At 63.7% G+C, this 22,231-nt stretch carries 18 protein-coding genes; 10 read left to right on the top strand and 8 right to left on the bottom strand.

The genetic code is table 11. The annotated features are described in order from the left end of the window. Nucleotides 1-211: 211 nt before the first annotated feature. The 5 genes from kaiC to Q8R75_RS05835 all read left to right on the top strand — a co-directional run bounded on the left by kaiC (nt 212) and on the right by Q8R75_RS05835 (nt 5,580). Nucleotides 212-1,945, top strand: a complete 1,734-nt coding sequence (gene kaiC / locus Q8R75_RS05815) for a circadian clock protein KaiC (protein ID WP_305613946.1) — start codon at nt 212-214, stop codon at nt 1,943-1,945. Next, nucleotides 1,942-2,226, top strand: coding sequence for a circadian clock KaiB family protein (locus Q8R75_RS05820; protein ID WP_305626373.1), 285 nt, complete (start codon nt 1,942-1,944; stop codon nt 2,224-2,226). Before kaiC ends, Q8R75_RS05820 begins: the two co-directional genes overlap by 4 nt. Nucleotides 2,227-2,238: 12 nt before the next feature. Further along, nucleotides 2,239-2,610: a circadian clock KaiB family protein gene (locus Q8R75_RS05825; protein ID WP_305614372.1), complete on the top strand. Its 372-nt coding sequence runs from the start codon at nt 2,239-2,241 to the stop codon at nt 2,608-2,610. 6 nt (nt 2,611-2,616) lie between these two features. Further along, on the top strand, nt 2,617-4,347 hold the full coding sequence (locus Q8R75_RS05830) for a response regulator (RefSeq protein ID WP_305614371.1): 1,731 nt from the start codon (nt 2,617-2,619) through the stop codon (nt 4,345-4,347). Between the two features lie 342 nt (nt 4,348-4,689). Next, nucleotides 4,690-5,580: an alpha/beta hydrolase gene (locus tag Q8R75_RS05835; RefSeq protein ID WP_305614370.1), complete on the top strand. Its 891-nt coding sequence runs from the start codon at nt 4,690-4,692 to the stop codon at nt 5,578-5,580. Between the two features lie 24 nt (nt 5,581-5,604). Here the strand turns inward: Q8R75_RS05835 and Q8R75_RS05840 are convergent, their stop codons facing one another. After that, a complete protein-coding gene (locus Q8R75_RS05840) occupies nt 5,605-6,249 on the bottom strand; it encodes a glutathione S-transferase (protein WP_305614369.1) in 645 nt (214 codons plus the stop codon). Nucleotides 6,250-6,450: 201 nt separating this feature from the next. Between Q8R75_RS05840 and fumC the strand changes: the two genes are divergently transcribed. Further along, nucleotides 6,451-7,836, top strand: coding sequence for a class II fumarate hydratase (fumC, locus tag Q8R75_RS05845; RefSeq protein WP_305614368.1), 1,386 nt, complete (start codon nt 6,451-6,453; stop codon nt 7,834-7,836). Between the two features lie 369 nt (nt 7,837-8,205). On the opposite strand, the gene Q8R75_RS05850 is transcribed toward fumC, so the two are convergent. Further along, nucleotides 8,206-8,754, bottom strand: a complete 549-nt coding sequence (locus Q8R75_RS05850; RefSeq protein ID WP_305615805.1) for a PEPxxWA-CTERM sorting domain-containing protein — start codon at nt 8,752-8,754, stop codon at nt 8,206-8,208. 188 nt (nt 8,755-8,942) lie between these two features. After that, nucleotides 8,943-9,485, bottom strand: a complete 543-nt coding sequence (locus Q8R75_RS05855; protein WP_305615807.1) for a DUF2399 domain-containing protein — start codon at nt 9,483-9,485, stop codon at nt 8,943-8,945. Between the two features lie 139 nt (nt 9,486-9,624). On the opposite strand from Q8R75_RS05855, the gene Q8R75_RS05860 reads away from it, so the two are divergent. The 3 genes from Q8R75_RS05860 to Q8R75_RS05870 all read left to right on the top strand — a co-directional run bounded on the left by Q8R75_RS05860 (nt 9,625) and on the right by Q8R75_RS05870 (nt 13,335). Further along, on the top strand, nt 9,625-9,957 hold the full coding sequence (locus Q8R75_RS05860) for a nucleotidyl transferase AbiEii/AbiGii toxin family protein (protein WP_305615809.1): 333 nt from the start codon (nt 9,625-9,627) through the stop codon (nt 9,955-9,957). Nucleotides 9,958-10,433: 476 nt separating this feature from the next. Next, a complete protein-coding gene (locus tag Q8R75_RS05865) occupies nt 10,434-11,912 on the top strand; it encodes an ATP-binding protein (RefSeq protein WP_305615811.1) in 1,479 nt (492 codons plus the stop codon). Beyond that, nucleotides 11,887-13,335, top strand: a complete 1,449-nt coding sequence (locus tag Q8R75_RS05870; protein ID WP_305615813.1) for a sigma-54 dependent transcriptional regulator — start codon at nt 11,887-11,889, stop codon at nt 13,333-13,335. Before Q8R75_RS05865 ends, Q8R75_RS05870 begins: the two co-directional genes overlap by 26 nt. Nucleotides 13,336-13,468: 133 nt before the next feature. Here the strand turns inward: Q8R75_RS05870 and Q8R75_RS05875 are convergent, their stop codons facing one another. The 5 genes from Q8R75_RS05875 to Q8R75_RS05895 form a co-directional block, all read right to left on the bottom strand. Next, nucleotides 13,469-14,443, bottom strand: a complete 975-nt coding sequence (locus tag Q8R75_RS05875; protein ID WP_305615815.1) for a PEPxxWA-CTERM sorting domain-containing protein — start codon at nt 14,441-14,443, stop codon at nt 13,469-13,471. A gap of 169 nt (nt 14,444-14,612) precedes the next feature. Beyond that, entirely contained in the window at nt 14,613-15,509 is an 897-nt protein-coding gene (locus tag Q8R75_RS05880) for a trypsin-like serine protease (RefSeq protein ID WP_305615817.1), read from the bottom strand. Between the two features lie 93 nt (nt 15,510-15,602). After that, nucleotides 15,603-16,430 carry a PEP-CTERM sorting domain-containing protein gene (locus Q8R75_RS05885; protein ID WP_305626377.1) on the bottom strand — a complete coding sequence of 276 codons (828 nt, stop codon included), beginning with the start codon at nt 16,428-16,430 and terminating at the stop codon, nt 15,603-15,605. 69 nt (nt 16,431-16,499) lie between these two features. Then, on the bottom strand, nt 16,500-17,270 hold the full coding sequence (locus tag Q8R75_RS05890) for a hypothetical protein (RefSeq protein WP_305626379.1): 771 nt from the start codon (nt 17,268-17,270) through the stop codon (nt 16,500-16,502). A gap of 400 nt (nt 17,271-17,670) precedes the next feature. Next, entirely contained in the window at nt 17,671-20,577 is a 2,907-nt protein-coding gene (locus Q8R75_RS05895) for a TonB-dependent receptor (protein ID WP_305626381.1), read from the bottom strand. A gap of 570 nt (nt 20,578-21,147) precedes the next feature. Between Q8R75_RS05895 and Q8R75_RS05900 the strand changes: the two genes are divergently transcribed. Further along, nucleotides 21,148-22,107 (top strand): PEP-CTERM sorting domain-containing protein, encoded by a 960-nt coding sequence (locus Q8R75_RS05900; RefSeq protein WP_305626383.1) that lies wholly within the window; start codon nt 21,148-21,150, stop codon nt 22,105-22,107. Nucleotides 22,108-22,231: the final 124 nt, after the last annotated feature.

Here is a 22,231-nt window from a genome sequence, read left to right on the forward strand (position 1 = left end):
AGAATATGTGAGATTGTGTCGGCCAAAGTGTGGTTCCGGGCGCCGGGCGCAGTTTGCGCCTCAGTTCCCGCGCCATCAAACGGGCTTCCGGTCTGGTGGGTTGATGCCGCGGCTGATGTTCACAACCTCTGCACGCAGAGGGTACAGACGTTGTCACAGCGCTCTGCAGACCTCAGAAGTTCAAACCGGTTTGACCACGGAACCAACGACATTGAAGACCAATACGCTGTCCAGGGGCGGGAACTTGCCCAAGTGCCCCACCGGCATCGTTGGCCTTGACGAAATCACAGACGGCGGACTGCCTGCGGGACGGCCGACCCTCATCTGTGGCAGCGCAGGCTCCGGAAAAACCATGCTCGCGATGGAATTCCTCGTGCGCGGCGCGACGCAGTATGGCGAGCCCGGCGTGTTCATGATGTTCGAGGAGAACGTGGCCGAGCTGACGGCCAATGTCCGATCGCTCGGTTTCGATCTGGAGAAACTCGTCGCGCAGAAGAAGCTTGTCCTCGATCACGTCCACATCGAGCGCAGCGAGATCGAAGAGACCGGCGAGTACGATCTGGAAGGACTGTTCATCCGGCTGGACCACGCCGTCAAGTCCATTGGCGCGAAACGCGTGGTCCTCGATACCGTCGAAGCCCTGTTTTCCGGCCTGCCCAATCACGCCATTCTCCGCGCGGAGTTGCGCCGTCTCTTCCGCTGGCTGAAGGATCACGGTCTGACGGCCGTCATTACCGGCGAGCGCGGCGAACAATCGCTGACACGCTACGGGCTGGAGGAATACGTCGCCGATTGCGTGATCATCCTCGATCAGCGCATTCACGAGCAGATTTCCACCCGGCGGCTGCGCGTACTGAAGTATCGCGGCTCGGCTCACGGCACGAACGAGTATCCCTTCCTCATCGGCGAACGCGGCCTTTCGGTGCTGCCGATCACTTCGTTGCGGCTCGACCATGAGGTCTCGGCGAAGCGCATCCCCACGGGCATTGCCCGGCTTGACGAGATGCTTGGCGGGCACGGCGTCTTTCGCGGCAGCAGCGTATTGGTTTCGGGTTCTTCGGGCACCGGCAAAAGCAGTGTCGGCGCCCGGTTCGCCGAAGCCGCGTGCCGCCGCGGCGAGCGGGTGTTGCTGTTCGCCTACGAGGAATCAAGCGCCCAGATCGTCCGCAACATGGGTTCCATCGGCATCGACCTCGGACTGTGGGTGAAAAAGGGCCTGCTTCAGATTCACTCGTCACGCCCGACGCTGCAGGGTCTGGAGCAGCATCTGCTGATGATGCACGACGCCGTGAGGAGTTTTCACCCGAGCGTTGTGGTGGTCGACCCGATCAGCAATCTCACGCTCGACCGCGACGCGTCGGCAGTGAAGCCGACGCTGATGCGCCTCATTGACTTCCTCAAGCAGCAGCAGATCACCACGTTATTCACGAGCCTCACGGCAGGTGGTGGGGAGACAACGGAGAATTCGCAGCTCGGGGTCTCTTCGCTCATGGACACGTGGTTGCTGCTGCGCAACGTCGAATTCAATGGCGAACGCAACCGCACGATCTACGTGCTGAAGTCGCGCGGCATGGCACATTCGAATCAGGTCCGCGAGTTCGTGCTCAGTGACAAGGGGATTGAACTGGTGGATGTCTACCTCGGTGCCGATCGTGTGCTGACAGGGACGGCGCGCGTTGCGCAGGAAGAGCTGGAGCGCACCGCCGCCGCACGGCGCGAAGAGGATCATCAACGCAAGCTGAGTCAGCTTGCGAGCAGGCAAAAGGCGATCGAAGCACAGATCGCCGCGCTGCGCTGCGAGGCGGAAGTTGAATCCGCCGAGGTGGCCTTCAGCCTTTCGCGCGAGACGCTGCATCAAAGGACGGCGCAGCAAAGCACCGACGTCATGGCATACCTGCGCGGCGCCGACAAGACCGGCAGCGGCGGGAAGAAAGGAAAGCGATGAGCAAAACCGTCGCCTTCGAGCTGCGGCTGTATGTCGCCGGTCAGACCGCAAAGTCGATTGCGGCCTGTGCCAATCTGCAGCGCATCTGCGAAACACACCTTGCCGGGCAGTACCGGATCGAAATCATCGACCTCATCAAGAACCCGAAGCTCGCAGCCGGCGACCAGATCCTCGCCGTGCCCACGCTTGTGCGCCGCCTGCCCAAGCCGATCACGAAGATCATCGGCGATTTGTCCGACGAAGAGCGTGTGCTCGTCGGTCTCGATGTGCGGCCGATATAGCGCTGACTGCTCATGAGAAAGCAACCCTCGACCCTGCGCATGCCGCTCGGCTTTGAAGCTGCCGCTGCAAAGCTCGACAGCGCGCGTTACGTCCTGCGGCTTTACGTCACCGGCACGACACGCAACTCCGAACGCGCCATCGTGAACATCCGCAGGATTTGCGAGGCGCATCTGCAAGGACGCTACGACCTGCAAGTCGTGGATATCTCTCAGCACCCTGCGCTGGCCGAAGGCGAGCAGATCATCGCCGCACCCACCTTGATCAAGAAGCTGCCGCTGCCGCTGCGGCGTTTCATCGGCGACATGTCGCAAACGGAACGCATCCTGCTGGGGCTCGATCTGCGCAAGGCAGGCGATCGGCTCACTACCGACGAAGGCCACTGACCCGCCGTGCGCGCCAAAGCTGCCAGCGCCGCCACGCTCCTCGCGCAGAATGCCGAATTGCACGCCCGACTGGAGGCGGCGGAGGAAACGCTGCAGGCCATCCGCAGCGGCGCAGTGGATGCGCTCGTCGTGGAAACCTCTGCAGGCCCCCAGATCTTCCGCCTTGAAGGCCTGGACGCCGATTCAAGCCGCTTTCGCGGAGAAATCCTCGCGCAAGTCAGCGATGCGGTGATCACCATCGACAACGACCAGCGCGTGACATTTCTCAACGCCGCGGCCGAGCGACAGTATGGTGTCGCTGCCCCCAGCGTGCTTGGGCGCCGACTTTCCGAAATCTATCAGTATCGCTGGCTGCGTCCGGAAGACGAAGCTGCCGCGATGACTGCTCTGCGGGAGACAGGCTTCTGGTGCGGCGAGAACGTTCACGTGAAGCGCAGTGGCGAAGAAATCGACGTCGAGTCGTCAGTGAGCCGGCTGCGCGCGGAAGATGAAACCTTTTCCGGCCTGCTAGCCGTGATCCGCGACATCACCGGGCGCAAGAAGGCGGAACAGGAGCATGCGCGTCTCGAGGCGCAATTGCGCGAATCGCAGAAACTGGAGGCGATCGGGACCCTGGCGGGCGGTGTCGCCCACGACTTCAACAACATCCTGGGCACCATACTGATCAATGCCGAACTGGCGCGGCAGGATGCCTCGTACAACTCTCAGGCGCTCGTGAGCCTGACCGAGATCGAGAAGGCCAGTCATCGCGCCAGGGATCTGGTGCAACAGATACTGACTTTCAGCCGGCGACAGGTGACGTCGCACCAAGTGGTCTCGATTCCTTCGATCGTCACGGAAAGCGTTCGCTTGCTGCGGGCAGGGCTGCTCGGAGGAATGCGGATCGAGTGCTACTGCGCCGCCGACACGCCATCCGTACTTGGCGACTTGACCCAGCTGACACAGGTGCTGCTGAACCTGGGCGTCAACGCTGCGCAAGCGATGGAAGGCCGGCCCGGGACGATCGAGATTCGCGTTGATGGCGTGACGTTCGACGAAACCTCTGCGCGACCCGATCCTGCGCTGCGGCCGGGCCATTACACCCGGATCGTCGTCAGCGACACTGGACACGGCATGGACGCGGCGACGCGACGTCGCATCTTCGAACCGTTTTTCACGACAAGGCCATCAGGCAAAGGCACCGGATTGGGCCTGTGTGTAGTGCATGGCATCGTGCAGGCTCACGCAGGCGTGATCGTCGTGCATAGCGAGCCGGACAAAGGCAGCACGTTCGAGGTGTATCTTCCGAGCACGAACGATCTGGCTGCCGCGCCAGACCCGATCGAAAGAGCGGGGCAGGCCGCCGAAGGCCGTGGCCGGCACATCCTCTACATCGACGACGACCAGGCGCAGCTGTTCGCAAGCAAGCGGATGATTGAACGCTGGGGCTATCGCGTCAGCGCCTACTTCGAACAGCGGGAGGCGCTTGACGCGGTGCTTTCCGGCAAGATTCGCGTCGACCTGGTGGTGACCGATTTCAACATGCCAGGCATATCGGGCCTGGAGATCGCGAGGGCGATTCGCGATGCACTGCCGGGCTTGCCCGTGATCCTCATCTCAGGGTACGTCAACGAGGAATTGCGCGCGCAAGCCGCGGCAGCCGGGGTGCGCGATCTGATCTCCAAGCCTCAAGACCTGGAAGAGCTGCGTGATGCAGTGCAGAACATCTTCTATCCATTTGGCAAGCGGCTCGGCTGAGATCGGCCTTGACAGGGCATCGAACGGGCAAGCTCGCTCAACTGACAGGGGTTGAAATGTCACGTCCGTCGCCTGCATGACCATCGATGCAAGAACCGTTCTTGTGCGGGATCAAACGGGCCGGCGCGCGACGATTTGCCGGGGTTGCCGCTGGCTGATTACCCGGCGACTCAACCTGGCCGCCTCCATCCGCGCCCGCTTGAAGCTGCGCGCGACATGACTTTGGGCTGATCTGATCGGGTCAGCGGGAAATGATTCTCCCATGTCCGCGGTCGATACCATGATCGGGTGACTCGTCATCCTGCTACTGTTCGACCACCTACCGACCCGACAAGGATTCCATTGGACGCCCTGCCTGTCCTGCCGCCTGCACTGCCGGGTGAGCGACTGTCTTTCGACGGACTGAACTGCTACCGCGCCGGTGATGGCCCGCCGATGCTGCTCGTTCACAGCATCAATGCGGCCGCCTCGGCGGCAGAAATGCGGCCGCTTTACGAGCGTTACGCCGCCACGCATACCGTCTATGCCATCGATCTGCCGGGCTATGGCTTCAGTTCGCGCGAAGACCGGGTGTATTCGCCCCGGCTGATGACCGACGCGCTGCACACGGCGGCGCAGCACATCCGTGCGTTGAGCGGCGGGGCGAAGGTGGATGGGCTCGCCGTTTCGCTCGGCTGCGAATATCTCGCTCGTGCGGCAGCCGAGCGGCCGGACGACTGGCGCACGGTGGCGCTGGTCAGTCCGACCGGGCTGAATGGCCGCACGCCGCGGCGCGGCGAGCCCTGCGGCACACGGGCGGTGCCCGGGTTGTACGCCGTCCTGAGTGCACCGCTGTGGACGCGCTGGCTGTTCCGGCAACTGACGCGACCGGGCGTGATCCGCTACTTCCTGGAGCGCACCTGGGGCGGCAAGAACATCGATGAAACGATGTGGGCGTACGACGTGCTGACCACGCGCCAGCCCGGCGCGCGCTTTGCGCCGTTGTACTTCCTCTCCGGCGGCCTGTTCAGCGCCGACATCCACACCGTGTATGAAGCCATCCCGCACCCGGTGTGGGTCAGCCACGGGGTGCGCGGCGACTTTACCAACTACACCGGGATGGACAGGGTGACCGGCGGCGGCAACTGGACGGTCACCGTTTTCCAGACCGGCGCCATGCCGTATTTCGAAGTGCCGGAGGCGTTCGGCGAAGCCTTCGACGCCTTCCTCCAGTCGCCCGCCGCGGCGAAGTAACGCCACGGACGGGCGTGCTTCGGGTCAGCGCGCGCCGGCGGAAAACACCGACAGGTCCTGCGGACCGCCGTACGAGATCGCCTTGCGGCAGGCCGGGCGGGCACGCAGGCGCTCGACATAGGCCTGCAGTGCCGGGTAGTCGCGCAGCCAGCCGCGGCACTCGCTGAATTCGAGCGCCCAGCCGAGATTGATGTCGGCGGCCGAAAATCCGGATTCGAGCAGGTAATCCTGTCCGGCCAGCGCGTCTTCGGCGAACCGGTGGTTCTTTGCGGTTTCCACGTCGAAAAAACCCATCAGGTCCGGGTTGCCGCGACCCGTCCACGCGTCCACCAGATCGACCAGCAGCCCCGGGAACAACGTGCCTTCGGCGAACGCCAGCCACTGCTGGTACTGCCCGTACTCGGGCGATGTCGGCTTCATGCTGAGCCGGCCGTCGGCGCACACATTGCAGATGTATTCGATGATTGCTTCGGATTCCACGATCTTCTGCCCGTTGTGCTCGATCACCGGCGCCTTGCCCAGCGGGTGCACGGTCTTCAGCGAGTCGGGCGAACGCTGGCTGTCCGGGTCGCGCAGGTGCTTGACCAGTTCACAGTCGATACCCAGTTCTTCGCACAGCCACACGATGCGGTGTGAGCGCGAGTTGTTCAGGTGATGAACGATAAGCATGGTTCTTCTCCTCTTCTGATCATCGTTGTCAGCGTCGGACACGGCGGGCGAAGTGTCCCGGATCACCGCCGCATACCACGCACTTTCAGCATAGATGACCTGTGTCGGCCCCGCGTGTTCCGGCGCATCGCACCAGGAAGGGCTAGGCTGAGCAGCCAGACCGATCGCTTTGCGACCGGCCATCGCTCGGGAGGGCCTGCCATGACACGCGCCACACGGACCGAACGCGATGCGTTCGGCGACATCGAGGTACCGGCCGGTGCGCTGTGGGGCGCGCAGACCCAGCGTTCGCTGGCCCACTTCCACATTTCCACCGAACGCATGCCCGACGCACTGCTGCACGCACTGGCCCGGGTGAAGCGCAGCGCCGCCCAGGTCAATGGCGAACTGGGCCTGCTCGACGCCGAACGCGCGCAGGCCATCGCCGGCGCGGCCGATGAAATCCTGGCCGGCGCGCATGCCGATGCCTTTCCGCTGTCGGTGTGGCAGACCGGCTCCGGCACGCAGACCCACATGAACATGAACGAGGTGCTGGCCAATCTTGCGTCGGAGCGCATGGGTGGCGGCCGGGGTGAAGCGCGCTGCGTGCACCCCAACGACCACGTCAATCTGGGCCAGTCGTCGAACGACATCTTTCCCACTGCGATGCATGTCGCAGCGGCGCTGGCCGTGACGCACACGCTCTTGCCTGCGCTGACCGCGCTGCGCGCCACGCTGGACGGCAAGTCGTTGGCGTTCGCCGACATCGTGAAGATCGGTCGCACCCATCTGCAGGACGCGACGCCGCTGACGCTCGGGCAGGAAATGTCGGGCTGGGTGGCGCAGCTCGTGCTGGCGGAGCAGGGCGTGCGGGCCTGCGTGGACGGCGTGCTTGCGCTTGCGGTCGGCGCCACCGCGGTCGGCACCGGCCTCAACACCCACCCCGAATTCGGCCAGCGGGTCGTCGCCCGGCTCGCGCACGACACCGGCCTGCCGTTTCGTCGCGCCGCCAACCCGTATGCGGCGCTGGCCGGACACGAAGCGCTGATGGCCGCGCACGGTGCGCTGAAAACCCTGGCTGGCGCGCTGATGAAGATCGCCAACGACGTGCGCTGGCTCGCCTCCGGGCCGCGCTGCGGACTGGGCGAACTGGTGCTGCCGGAGAACGAACCGGGCAGTTCCATCATGCCGGGCAAGGTCAATCCCACGCAGTGCGAGGCACTCACCATGGTGTGCTGCCAGGTCATGGGCAATGACGTCGCACTGGGCATTGGCGCGGCGTCGGGCAATTTCGAACTGAATGTGTTCAAGCCGCTGATTGCTTACAACTTCATGCAGAGCGTGCGCCTGCTGGCCGATGCGATGGCCGGCTTCGACGCGCACTGCGCCCGCGGCATCGAGCCGGACCGCGCGCGCATCGCCGACCTGTTGTCACGCTCGCTCATGCTGGTGACCGCGCTCAGTCCGCACATAGGCTACGACCGCGCCGCCGCGGTCGCGCACCACGCTCACGCAAACGGACTGAGCCTGCGCGACGCGGCACTGGCGATCGGCGACGTCAGCGCCGAACAGTTCGACGACTGGGTCAGGCCCGAACGCATGGTGTGAGCGTCGCCGCGCTGCGAGCTGCGAAGTTTTTGGCGGAGCAGCGATCCACTGCCAGCCCTGCAGGCGATTTCCGTCTTCGAGCACGTGGCGGTGCATGAACGACGCTCGCATCGCGGACGGGGTCCGCCCCTACGAAAAACATCGCCGGGGCTTTGAACGTTTGATGGTTTTCACAGGAGCCGTCCCACGGTCGGCCCTGCATGGCCGACCGGCTCCACGGGCGGCGAGCAGTGCTCGCCGAAACCCCCGCTCCGCCCCCGCAGGCGATTTCCGTCTTCGAGCACTTGGCGGTGCATGAACGACGCTCGCATCGCGGACGGGGTCCGCTCCTACGGATTTTCGCCGGTTTGTCGGTCGGGATGTATTGCTTCAGGACATCCGGCGGCGTGCGGTGGCACCGATCAGGGCGACGCCGCCCAGCAGCATCGCCCAGCTCGCCGGCTCGGGCACGGGCGGGGCGAACTGCGACGTGCCGTCGAGCTGTATCCACCAGGTACCGCTCAGCGTGCCGAGGGTGGGATCGAAGCCATCGTACACGACGTCGTCGATGCGAAATGCGCCATAGGCGCCATCGCGCCGCAGCACGATGAAGTCTCCGACGCCATTGGCCGCGCACGCGGCGTCGCACAACGGGCCGACAAACAGTGTCGTGAAGCTGAGCAGCGATGCATCACCGATCTGCTCGACCGTGCTGACGCCGGGCGCCACGGCAATCTCGTTCCAGCGGCCATACAGGTAGGCGCGATCGAAGGTGTTCACGCTCCACCCGAATTCGAAGTTGAAGCTGTCCATGCCGATGTAGATCAGCATCGGTTCATCGACCGGCCCGGTATCGCCGGACAGCAGTTCGGCTTGAACAGGGGAGGTGGCCAATGCGAATGCAGTGGCGCTGGCGGCAAGCAGGTGGCGGATAGGCATGGGTGGGCTCCGGGCTGTGGCGACTGGCGAAGCACAAGCACTCAACATGCCAACGAAAGGCACGCCCAGAGACGCCTTGCTGTACAAGGCGATGCGTGGCGCAGGTCGTTCGACGCGCCGGATCGGTGTAAAAGGCGTCGACAGTCCCCGATGCAATGTCGCTCCAAGGTGGCCGTGCGGCGCCCTCATCAAAGCACGGCCTCCTGCTCGCCCTTTTCGCCGTGTTCCAGCATCCAGCGCGCCAGGCTGTCCAGCACCGGCGGCAGGCCGCTGTCGAGCAGACTACGCGCCTTGTCGGTGTCACGAGCGCCGAGCGGGCGGCGCACCGGCAGCGCTGCGAGATCGTCGGCCGACATCCTCCACGACTGCCAGTCCAGCCCCGCTTCGCGCCAGGGCGCGGCTGCCTGCAAGGCGATGGCAATGCCGTCCGGATCGGGGTCGCAGGCAATGAAGGCGGGGGCGGGCGCGGCGGCAAGCAGGGTGCGTACCGCGGCCAGCCACCACGACGGCGGATAGCCTGGCAACCACAAGACGGCTTCGCCAGCACAAGCGCGGCGCGCCACACGTTCGACACTGCTGAGGTTCTCGACCAGCCGCCAGCAGTCAGGGCGACCTTCGATGTGTGCTGCCATCAGCGTGCGCACGCTCAGGCCGATGAAATCACCGGCAGCGGCGATGTCAAGCGGGCCTGTCGCACCGTGCAGTCGCAGCGGCGCGCGCAAACGCAGCAATGGCGTGTGCCGCGTGGTGTCGTGTGCTGGCTGTCGGCGCTGCGAGTGGTCGCATGTCGGGTCCGGCACTGACCGGTAGCCGACTGCTTCAAGTACCGCAACAAGATAGGTCTGGACGTGCCGCTGGAGGCGCTGCGCGATGGCTGGACGCAGCGCAAGCCGACGATGGATGCTATGGCGCAGTCAATCGCGTGGCGAATGCGATGCGGCCCTGCCTGGAGAGCTGCGCGCCGAGGCCACGAAACAGGACTTCAACCTGACGCTCACCCACTATGGGCTGGAGCGTTTGCTGTACAGCTTGTCGATCTCACCCCATTCAGGCAACAACCTGCTCAAGGGTGCGCTGCTGTTTTCACTGTGGTTCGACCCGGCACATCGAACGACGCGCGATGTGGACTTGCTGGAACTTGGCCCTGATGACATCGGCACCGCCGTTGCAGCGTTCCGTGAAATCTGCCGGATCGAGGTGTAAAACGGCATCGCATTCGACCCCGGCGCCATCGACGGTCGGCTGCATTCACGCCCGTTCAGGGTCGGCACCGTCAATCCCCGGCTTTCTTGGCGGTCCGCTGGCATGTCAGCCATGCGCAGGGATTCCTGCTGCCTGCGTCTGTCGCGGTAGCCGCGCGCCGGGCGCCGGGCGCATGACTGTACTGCCCTGTAACGGTCTACCCGTTCGGTATGGAACACATGCTGGTCGATGTCCCGGACATGCGCTGCGATTGTCCCGATGCGCTTTGGCTACTACGCCTGCATCATGAAGGCGCATGCCATGGTGGTTCATATGATGCATTTCGTTCCATTTGAACCGACTCGAAGGCTGGGCCACCATGATCGTAAAGGATTGTTTCCGCACAACAAGGTCGATTTCCGATCTTCCGTGGCCGCGAGGCCCGCTTCTTGCAGCCGTGGAGGCATTCCGCAATGGTCAGGGTTCGGCAATCGGTCATGGATTTCATCGGCGAGGCGCATTCGCTGAAGCGGCTTCAGCTGCGCTACGCGGTGCTGTATCTGGCGCTGCTGGTCTTTTCCGGCGCCATGGGGGTGGCGGGGCTGCACATGTGGAACCTGGCGTCGGCCGAACGTGACCGCCTGGCGTTCATGAGCGCTGGCGCGCTGGAAATGCGCGGCAGTCTGTACCGGCAGATCAAGGAGGTGTTCGATCATGCCTTTCTGGGCGACGTCCAGGCGGGGGCCGAATTCTTGGAGTATGCGAGCGCGATCGATCGCCAGTTCAATCTGGTGTATGCGCGGGCCGAGAGCGAACGCGAGCGCGATGTGGTCGATGCGCTGCACGCAGCCTATCGCGGCGTACGCCAGCAAGGCGAAGCGATGCTGCGCGTGAGTTCGGAAGAGGCGCTGGCCGGCGGTCGATCGCTCGATGCACAACTCGAACGTGGCGCGTTCAGCGACTTCGAGCAGAGGCTCAGCGAGTTCGAGCGCGTGCTGCTGCAGAGGCGGCGCGACGTCGATCATCGGCTCGGCATCCTGCAGAAGGTGGTGCCGATATTGCTGGCATTGCCGCTGCTGCTGGCGACCCTGATCTTCATCGTGTTCAGGCGCTATCTGCGTGTCGCGGTGGCCGAACCGCTGGCAGCCATCATGGACGCGACGCGCAATATCAGCTTCGGGCGACTGCAGCACCGTGTGCCGGAAACCGGTGCGGCGGAGCTGATCCGGCTGGCATGTGCCATCAATTCGATGGCCGGCGCCCTGCAGGCCAGCCAGGAGGCGTTGCGCGTGGCCGAGAAGCAGGCGACGTTGAGCGCGCTGGTGCCGGTGGTGGCGCACAACATACGCAATCCGCTGGCCAGCATACGGGCGACCGCTCAGGTAATGGACGCCCCGTTCCTGCCGGCCGACGTCAGGGAAGGGTTGGCCGGGATCATTGCCACCACCGACCGGCTCGATCGCTGGACCTACTCGCTGCTGTCCTATCTGAACCCGCTGCAACCCAAACGCACCGAGGTCGACGTCGCCTCCCTGTTCGACACGGTCACGGCGCTCGCGCGTGACCGGCTGGACGCGCGGCGCCTGTCGTTGCGCCGTATCGGCCTCGGGCAGACCTGTACGCTCGATATCGACCTCCATCTCGTCGAGCAGGCGTTGCTGGGGCTGCTCAACAATGCGATCGACGCCTCGCCTGCCGATGGCGTGATCGAGTTCAGGCTGGTTCATGCCAATGGGTGCGCGGCCTTGTCGGTGCGCGACTTTGGTGCGGGCATGGTGGGCAGCCCGGTGCCGCGCGGACTCAGTCCGTTGGTATCCACCAAGGTGCAGGGCAGCGGATTGGGCATTCCCTTTGCCGCCAAGGTGTGCGACGTGCACGGCGGGCGCCTCGAATTCATACATCACGACCCGGGTACCGAGGTCGTGATGATCATGCCGATGGAGGAGAAAAATGTTGGCCAATCTGCTGACGGATGATCTGTCCGGGTTCAGGTCTTCCACTCCGGTCCACGCGGCCAGGGTGTTGCTGATCGAAGACGAGGCGCTGTTTGCGCGGGCGGTGGTGAAACGCCTCGCTGGCGCCGGATACGCCTGTGAGCATGCAGCGACGCTGGCGGCCGGCCGCGAATCGCTCAACAGCTTCGGGCCGGACGTGATCCTGCTCGACCTGCGTCTGCCGGACGGGCAGGGCGTCGACCTGCTGGCCGAACTGGCGCGCGACACGCGCGCGGCGCCCGTCATCGTGCTCACCGCCTATGGCGAGGTCGAGGACGCGGTACGTGCGATGAAGCTGGGGGCGGCCGACTATCTGAAGAAACCGATCGATCTGGACGAGTTGCAGCTGGTGATCGAAAAGGCGCTGCGCACCGCCGGCCTGCGACAGAAGGTCGATTACTCGCGCAGCCGCGAAAGCCACAGTGGCGATACCGCGCAGCTGCTTGGCGAAAGTCCCGCCATGCATGCGGTTCGCGAACAGATCGCTGCGCTCGGAAGCCTGACCGGCAACCGCCTCGCGCCGCCGCCCACCGTGCTCATCATCGGCGAAACCGGTACCGGCAAGGACGTTGCCGCGCGCTGCCTGCACCGCGCCGGCCCGCTGGCCGAACGTCCCTTCGTGCAGGTCGATTGCGCGTCATTGCCGCGCGAGCTGATCGAGGCGGAACTGTTCGGTCACGAGAAGGGCGCTTATACCGGCGCCCAGGGCGCGCGTGCCGGTCTGCTCGAAGCGGCCGAAGGCGGAACGGCCTTCCTCGACGAAATCGGCGAGCTGCCACTGGACATGCAGGCCAAGCTGCTGAACGTGATCGAGCGGCGTGTCGTGCGCCGGGTGGGCTCGACCCGCGAGCGCCCGATCGGCGCACGTTTTGTGGCGGGCACCAATCGCGATCTGCCGGCCATGATCGCCGCGGGCCAGTTCCGCGCCGACCTGTATTACCGCCTCAACGTCGTGACGCTCAACATGCCACCGTTGCGCGAACGGGGTGACGACGTACTGCTGCTGGCGCAGCGCTTCGTGACGCAGACGGCGCGGCGTTATGCGCTGGTCGAACCGGTGATCCAGAAGGACGCCCGGACGGCGCTGCTGCGTTATCACTGGCCGGGCAATGTACGCGAACTGAAGCATCTGATCGAACGCGCGCTGCTTCTCTGTCAGGGGCGTGACATCGGGCCGGCCGATCTGGGGCTGGGCACTTCGACAGAACGCCCATCCGCCGCGAACGAATCGTCTTCGCCCATCGCATCGATGACGCTGGACGAAGCAGAGCGCTGGATGATCGAGCACGCGCTCGAAAAGGCGAGGGGCAATGTGTCCCAGGCCGCGCGTCGTCTTGGCGTGAGCCGGATGACGCTGCGCTACCGCATCGACAAGCACGGACTCAAGGGCGCGGTCGACGAGTAGGCCGCTTCAGGCCCGGACGCGGGGCGTCACCGGCGAGCGGGTACCTTCCTGCCGCCATCGACGCACGTCGCACAATAAACAAGGCCCGCGCCGGATTTCTCGGCGCGGGCCTCTTGCGATGACGCCTTAGGCCTTACTGCATGCGCCGCTTGCGAGCCACGAAGCCGATCAGACCAAAGCCGGCAAGCATCATGGCCCAGGTGCCGGGTTCGGGGACGGCCGGCAGGTAGGGCGGGGCGTCGGCCAGGCTGCCAACCTGCCAACCGAGGTCTTCGAGCATGGCGTAGTCAAGTTCGGTGAGATAGCGGCGCTCGCCGGTCGACAGGCCATGGGAAAACACCGCAAGTTGTTCGAGGCCGGAGCCTTCGCCAATGCTCTCGTAAGTCGGCTGAATGCGATTGCCGCCATTCAACTGGGTATTGAGCCGCACATTGCCGTTCTCGGCGACCGCGTTGGCGCCCATGAAGCGTTGTCGATTGTCCAGGAGCGCGGACCATGCTGCGGAGGACGGATCGGAGCCGCGCCCGGAAAAGATATCGAGCATGCCCTTGAGTGCCGTCGAGTAAAGATCGTACTGGCCGGCGAACGACTCGATCGTGGTCGTGTCCGCATCCACATACCAATTGGCGTTGGGGTCGAATACCAGCGAGCCGCCCCAGCTGGACGCATCGAGATCTCCGCCAGCCTGCCCGCGATCGAGTACCGCGGTGCGAAAAGCCTGAGAGGTACCCAGACCTCCAAACTGTCCGCCCCCATTCGATCCAATGGCTCTGACCGAGTCCTCCCAGCCGTTTGAGAAGTTGGGCGAATCGATACCCACAAAAATGACGACCTGATTCTGCCCGACACTCAGATTGGGCACGCTGCCCCATTTGGTACCGGCGCTGAACCTGTCTCCGGTCGGGTTGGAGGTGAATCCGGTCAGCTCGTCGGTGAAGCGTGATTCGAAGGCGTACGCGGCCTGATTGAGTACTTCCTGCTTGTCTGCAGTGAAATAGCCGCTGGTGTCGAAGCGGTAGTCGAACACGATGTCGATGTAGGCGTATGCCGGTGAGGCCAGTGCGAGTGACGCGATGCCGGCGAGCGCGGCCTGCTTGAATGGATGCATGACTTCCCTCCTGATTTTTGTGGTTCGGACTATCCCCGTTAACTCACCGCAAGTTGCGCGCCAACCAGGTCGGGAAATTCTCATTCCAGTGTCGGGCGCTTCGCCTCTATGGATCGCATTTCCCGGCGAGGCAGAACAGCAGGTGATGCGTATGTTCTGGTGGCTTATTTCAGCCAAATGGTTGAAATAAGCCACCGTGCGGCATCCGCGCGTCCGGGCCTCCAGTCAGCGCCGGATTGCCAGTCCGCCAGGCAAAGCGGGCCCGGATGCGCCCGCGCCATGTGGTGATCATGACCAGCCCGGCGCCAAGCAGTGCCCAGGTCGACGGTTCCGGTACGGGAGCCAGCGACCACTGCGCGCCCTGACCGGATGCATTCATCGTGCTGTCGATCCATTCCCGGTAGGCGGCCGGCTGTACGAAGCATGAGTAGCGGGTGTTGCAGGTTGCCGATGCAATGCCCATCAACAGCACTTCGTCGTGACCGTCGAGGTGGCCGGCAAACAGTCCGCTGCCGCTGTCGCCGCCTTGCAGCAGCGGCGAGGTATCGCTGCGCGAGCCCGCCACCACGTACCAGGTCGCATGCACCACGCCGTCCTCGGTCGTGAAATGCGGGTAGGCGGTGACCAGCGCCGAATGGACGTACTGCTGCGTGTTCGAATCCTGCGCGGCCACCAGCGTGACGGCACCGTATGCGATGGCGTCATTGGCATACAGCACGTTGCCGTACACCCTCGGGAGGGCGCCGACGTCCAGTGCGCTACCCAGGTACAGCAGCGCAAGATCGTCGTCCGGAAAGCCCAGCGTGCCGGCCTTGAATACCGCGGCGACCGGCGCGCTGCCGGCAGCGGTCTGGAAGCTGCCGCCCGCTCTGGCGACATGGGCTGCGGTGAGCACCCAGTTTGGCGCGATCAGTACGCCGTCGCCGCCGGTGCTGAGCGTGCCCACCCAGTCGTGGTCGCTGCTTGTTTCACCACCGCGCAAGGCGTGCGCCGGCGCGCTGAAAAATGCTGGCAGGCAGGCCAGCGCAAGGGTGCCGATGGCGCGGATGAAGGACGTGCTGGACATGGTTCTGGTATCTCCGGTGCCGACGTGACGAGACCGGACGCACCGCATTCTCGATGTGGCGCGTCCGGTCGATGCTGCGTTGCAGAGGGGTGACTATTTCATGCGACGGCGGGCCATCGCACCGACCAGACCCAGGCCGGCAAGCAGCATGGCGTATTCGGACGGTTCGGGAACGGGGGCGAGTGCCATGGCCGAGCGGGCGGAGGCGAAGACGGGGACATAGCCGGTCATGAAGATTTCGTACTCCTCCTGACCTTCTTCGCCGCCCTGCCAGATGCGGATGGCGCCGGACCCTTGGGCGAAGTCCACGACGTCCTCATCGATGAATTTCATCACGAACCAGGCCGAAGTGCCGGGGCTGCTGCCATCGGGGTCATCGACATTCACATCGGTCCACCAGCGCACCCAGTCGGTGTCATAGACCGGCGCACCGCCGGAGCCGGTGCCTTCGTTCAGACCTTCGTCGGTGCGGCCGATGGCCCACGAGTATTCATCGACGCTGTTGACCCGGGCGTATCCGGCCTGGATGCTGCCCACGCTCGCGAAGCCGCTGCGGAACACGTCGTTGACTTCAAAGGTTTCGTCGGACGGCGGGTCCCACTGGTTGCCGTTCATGTCGAGACGCAGCGCGAACAGACTTTCTCCGGTCGAGCCGTTGTAATAGACGCGATCGTAGAGCGTACCGACCGTCACCGTGTTGGCCACGATGGAACTACTCGTGCTGGCAACAAGGCTGAACCCCGATGTTGCAGCAGATAGGGTGCCCACATTGCAGGCATCGCTGGTCGACGTGCCATTGCTGCATGTCGTCATGACCGGTGTCGTCGGCGGGTTGTTCAGCGTGACCCATCCGGCCGATGACGGTGCCGCCAGAATGGCGATACCGGTTCCGAGTATTGCTTGTGCGATCAATTGCTTCATGCCTGGTTCTCCTCAGGTTTGTTCAACGGACACGGGGTCGGAAGCGGCCCCGTCACAGACAGCGCTTGCTCAGAAAGTGGGCCGGAATCCGTTGAACCAGAGCGATTCCTGCGGTTGCCCTTCGGCTGATCCGGCGTTCCAGAGGCGTATGGAATCGGTGCCCAGCTCGTAACCGGTCGCGGTGGTGCGGATGTAGAGCCAGGCGGAGCGAAGGCGGCGCGGTTCCTCTTCGGTTTCTTCTTCTTCCGGTTCCACGCCCTCGTCCGGATCTTCGGCGATGGTCAGGTCTTCCTCGTCGTCGTCTTCCGGCGGGGTGTTGTCCGGGAAGATGAGCGGCACGGCGAAATCGACCACCGTGAGGTCGTAGGTCTTGATGCCCTGGTTGGTGCCGATGGCGGTGCGGCCGACCTGCTCGATGCGCAAGTCGGAGGAGCGGGCACGGCGCCAGCCGGTCTCGATCGGGTAACTGGCCGAGAAGCCATAGCGGAAAATGTCGTCGATGGCATAGGGCAGACCGCTGCCAGACCAGTCGCGCCGGTTCAGCACGACGCGGGTGCCGAACACGTACTGCGTGTTGTCGGAGCGGGATCGCCAGACGCGGTCGAGTACGCGGCCGATCATGACGCCGCCGAGCACGACGGGCGTGCTACGGGCGTTCAGCAGCCGGTAGCCGCCAGGGTTCGCGCCGTTGGTGGTCTGGACCTGGCAGGTCGCTTCAGGGCTGCAGTTGTACATCAGGCCGAGACCGGATGTCTTGGGTGTAACCCAACCGGCGTAGGCCGATCCGGCGACGAGCGCGGTGGACAGCGCAAGCGCCACCTTCAATGAGGCGTGGTGCATGTTTTCCTCCTTTTGTTGCGTTATTGGACGAGCCATCGGAAGAACGAACAGCCCCGATCCGGCGCGAACGCACGCCGGAAATCGGGTAGTGCATTAAGTACTGTCTACGCGCCTGACATACGCGCCCGACATCTGAAACGTAGAGGGCGGGCGAGCCTTACCCAGCGGGAAAACGCCCAATAAGGCCGGGGAGACTTCCCGGGGCACCGCTTTTTGTTTCGGTTCGATGACGGTCGTGGCGGGCGACCGTCGGCGAGCCTGCACGGCCGGTCATGCACTTTGTTTCACGAGCGGGCACGCCGGATGCAAACCTGTCCGGCAGTCGCGCCGGACCACCGGGATGGCGCATCGTCGATGCCGGTGCACCCGCACGCTCGGTGCGGCAGGAGCGGCACATGCGTCAGATGTCCAGCGCGAGACTCAGGCCGAACCAGATCGCGCGGGGTGCGCCGGGTGCAACGAAAGTGGAGTTCAGCCACTCGCTGGAGTTGTAGTTCCAGCCGCTGTCGCCGATGGCGCCGAAAGTGCTGGGGGCGAATGGCGTGATGCCCAGGCGGCCGGCCGAGTAGTAGGTCTTGTCGAGCAGGTTGTTGATCTGCACGAAGCCGGTCAGGTGCTTGTCGAACTTGTAATTGATCAGCAGGTTGAGCACCGCATAGCCGGGCGACTTGCCGCTGTAGCGGAAGGGGCGGCCGACGGTGGCCTCGACGTAACACGGTCTGGGTTGCGCTCCACAGGCCGCTGCACTGTTCGACAGGCGGATTTCCTGGTCGCTTCCTTCAGCGTCGTGTTCGTTGTTCTCGTTTCCCCGCAGGAAAGCGCTCGAATGCGCGATGGCTGTCAGCCTGAAGCTCAAGGCGTCAGTGACCTTGTAGCCAAGAGTGACGTTCAGGTTGTGCGGCGATACACCGGGCATCTTGTCCCCAGGCTGGACACGGATCATCTGGTAGATGCCTTGTCCGGAATTCAGCGCTGCCTCGGGCGATTTGATGTTTGCGGTTCCTTGAGCCGATTGATCGAAATTGGCGCTGCTGTTGTGCGGACTCAACAGATAGAAGTCGGACTGGAAGGTGGCGTCGGTGTAGGCATAGTTGACACGGAAATCCAGTTTTCCGACCGAACCGGACAGGCCCATCTCCATGCCTTGGCGACGCGTGTCGCCTATCGTGTCGAAATAGCTCCGGGAAGGCGTGACGCCAACAAGATAGACATCGTCGCTCAGATCGGTCCTGAACACCGCTGCATTCCATTTGAATCCGTTGGGAAGCAGACCGCGTGCGCCGATCTCGCCGGATTTCGACCTGATCTGGGGCAGATACGGATCGGCCGACAGTGTGTTTGGCAGGTTGCACACCGGGTAACTGGTCAGTGCCGACCGGAAGGTGTTTCCGATCGGCGTTCGGTCAACAGCACATCCAAGCTCGATCGACGAGGGCGCCCGGGCACCGCGGCTCCAGTTAGCGAAAATGTTCGTGTTCTCGTCCGGAAGCCAGTTCACTCCGAAGGACGGATTGAACGAGCGGTATTTGTGCTTTTCCTTGGTTGCAACTCGATAAAGCTGATTGGCATCGTAGTCAAAACGCTTGCGCTCACAGGTCTCGTCATCCATGCCGCTTGAGCAGACCTCGATGGCGTCACGCAGTGTGAATGAGCCGTTTACCGGATCGGAATGGAAGACGTTGCTACCGGCGACTGCATTCCGGAATTCATGCAGGCCGGCTGAGGACGCGCGTCCGTTAAGGGCGTTCGACACGTCATACAGATTGAACCGTCCGGACATCGACAGATGCAGGTTTTCGCGCGGTGACCAGGTTTCGCTGAAATAGAGACTGCGGTTGCGCGAACTGCCGTCGAAATCATTCATGATGATTTCGTTCTGCGCCGCGTAATAGATCGGATCGATCTGGCCAGCGCCCCAACCCTCGGACGCACGATAGAAGTTTCGGCTGCTGTCGAGCAGGCCCAGTTGCTGCGCATTCAGATAGCTCGTGTGCGTGGTATCAACGGCCGCGCCGAACATGAATTTGTGACGTTCCAGATTCCAGTTGAACTGTAAGGCGCCGCCGCGGGTGATCTGGTTCAGTTCCGTCCGGTTCCTCAGTCCTATCGGGGTGCCGTCGACGACACCGGGCTCGGATGCGCCGATTACCGACGCACCATTTCTCGGTTGTCCATAGTTTGGCGTCCGGCCGCTGGCTTCGCCGCAAGGGGCGTTGAGCGGTGCATTCCAGTCATCGGGTGCAAAGTCATTATCGGTGTCGGCGTATTTGCACAGCACATTGAAGTTATTCGTGACCCTGTCGCGAGACTGATCCATGTCGTCGAAGTCTTCGTACGCATCCCCGCCGGTGCCGCCGCGTTCGCTGCGGCGCCGGTAGGTCATGGCCGTCACGTTGAACTCGTTCGTGAAGTCGAAGGCCGCACTCAGCTGGTACTGCAGCAGTTCGTTTTTGGTTTCATCGGGTGAGGTGAAGATGGTTTCGGGCCGGGCGCGAAAGTCCTCGATCGGCACGGTTCCGTTACCCACGAGATCGTTGTCCACCTTGAGCACCGACAGACCAAAGGACGCGATGCCGGCCATCAGATCGAAGCGGCCGAAGGTCTGGCGTACGTTCGACGGCGAGTTGTCGCGCCAGCCATCCTCTTCGAAACCATGGATGGCGATGAAGCCGCCGATGGTGCCGTTGTTCCCGCCGGCGGACAGTTGCAGTTGCTTGCGGCCCCAGGCGCCGCCCAGCGCGCGCGCCTCGATGCCGGGATCGCTGAAGCCGGTCTTGGTGCGCAGGGACAGCGCGCCGCCGAGCGTGTTCAGGCCGAATACCGGGTTCGAGCCCGGAAACACGTCGAGGCGCGAAATCGCATTCATCGGAATGAGATCCCAGTTTACCGTGTCGCCGAAGGCTTCGTTCACCCGTATGCCATCCAGGAACACCGACAGGCCTTGCGGCGTGCCGATCTGCGGGCCCGCAGTGAAGCCGCGATACTGCAGATCCATCTGGAACGGGTTGCCCTGGTAGTCATTCACGGTGACCGACTGCATCTGGCTGTTCATCAGGTCAGTGAGCGACAGGGCGCCTGATTCGCGCAGTTCCTTCGCGGTGATGCTCTGGATGTTCGCCGGTATTTCGTCTTCCGTCAGACCCAGCCCCGGCATGGGGCCGACCTCGGTGGGGCGCCGGCCGCGCACATTGACGGTGTCGATTTCTGGCTCCTTCGCTGCAGCGGGCGTCGCTGGGGCTGCGGGCTGGCTGGCTGCGCCAGCGTCAGTGTCCTGTGCGAACGCAGAGACGATCGCAACGGCGGACATGACGACCGCCATGCCTGTTCGGGATATGACACGTGACAAGACTGACCCCCCCCTCCGTGATGGCGCGCCGGCGCACTGTCGGGAATGCAAGCGCAGGCGCTGCTTCCTCGATCTGCTTGTCCATGTGCGGATGTCAACGCCCGGGGCGTGCCTGACTTCCGAGCCTCATGGAAGCAATTGGAAGGCCAGCGTGTCGGCAGCCCCGGTCAGCGAAGGGCAGAACGGGGGCCTGACAGGGGATGTCGTCCTTTCGAGCGGAATTCGTCCCCTGGCTTGAGGCGGCAATGGTCACGGTCCGGGGCTGGCAATGGTGGTTGTTATCGACCGCTGTGGTGCAAATGAGCCGCCGAGAGGGGCACCACGTTCCGGAAGTTGCCTCGGTGCCTTCCGTTCCCCTGTCATGGATTCCAGCGCGGGACACCGCCCCCGCTTCTGTCACGACCGGATCATCACGATCGGCCAGGTCGTTCCCGGGGCGGGCACGGAAACTGCAAGACGGATGTCATCGTGTCCCGACCCCGGAGGAACACGTGCGAGCCAGACAACGATGACGAGGAGGTTGAAATGGGCATGAAAGCAAAGGTACTGGCGGCGGCAGTCGCTTCGATCTCGATGGCAGGCAGTGCGCAAGCCATTGAATTCGTGTTCGACTACAGCTACGACGATGGTTTCATGACACTGGAACGAAGAGCCATACTCGAACAGGCGGCCAGCGTTCTCGAAACGCGCATTACCGATGAACTGGGCGCGATCGGCCCCGATGGCACCTTCCGGTCGCGCATCTTCTTCTCGTCGCCGGCCACCGGTCAGTCGGCCAACGACCAGAGTGCGGTGATCGGCGCCAACCAGTTGCGCGTCTATATCGGAAACCGTGGCCTGGGTGAGGGCGTCACACACACTTCGGCAGGTACTGTTGCATCGCCGACGGGTGGATCGGGCGATGCATACAACGCCTATCGTGCCGCGATGATGAGCCGGGGGCAGGCCGGTGTACTGACAAGCCCGCAGACCGATTTCGGTCCCTGGGGTGGCGCGCTGGCCTTCAACAGCGCGATTTCCTATTACTTCGACAGCGATCTGTCCACCACCGAATCGTTCGAGGGGTATGACTTCTATACCGCTGCGCTGCGGGGTCTGATCGGCGTCCTGGGCTTCGGCGGCGGTCTGGTGAGCAACACGGCGGCGAGCTACACCGCGCAGGCCGACACCACGAACATGCTTTTCAACGGTGTGAACGCCATTGCGGCGAATGGCGGGGTGGCCGTTGCACTCGATGCCGACAGCTATCGCTTCCTCGGTGAGTCGGTCTCCAGCACGGTCGGTGGTCTGTCGCAGACCGCGTTAATGACCACGACCTTGTCAGCCGGTGAGCGTCGCCAGGTGACCGATCTGGATTGGGCGGTACTCAGCGATATTGGCTGGCAGGTGGCGGTAGTGCCCGAGCCCGCGGAATACGCGATGTTTCTGGCCGGCCTGGGTGTGCTCACCGTCGCGGCCCGTCGTCGCAGGGGCTGGGGACAGAACCGGTAGCTCTCTGACTCACTGGACCAGGCCCGCACTTCGGTGCGGGCCTTTTTTTGGTCGAAACAGGGATCGCAGGTCTGAAGCCCGACAGGGCGACGGAAGTGTTCATCAGAACAGCTGCGCAACGTCA

The sequence above is a fragment of the Methyloversatilis sp. genome (assembly GCF_030696805.1).
Lineage (GTDB): Bacteria > Pseudomonadota > Gammaproteobacteria > Burkholderiales > Rhodocyclaceae > Methyloversatilis.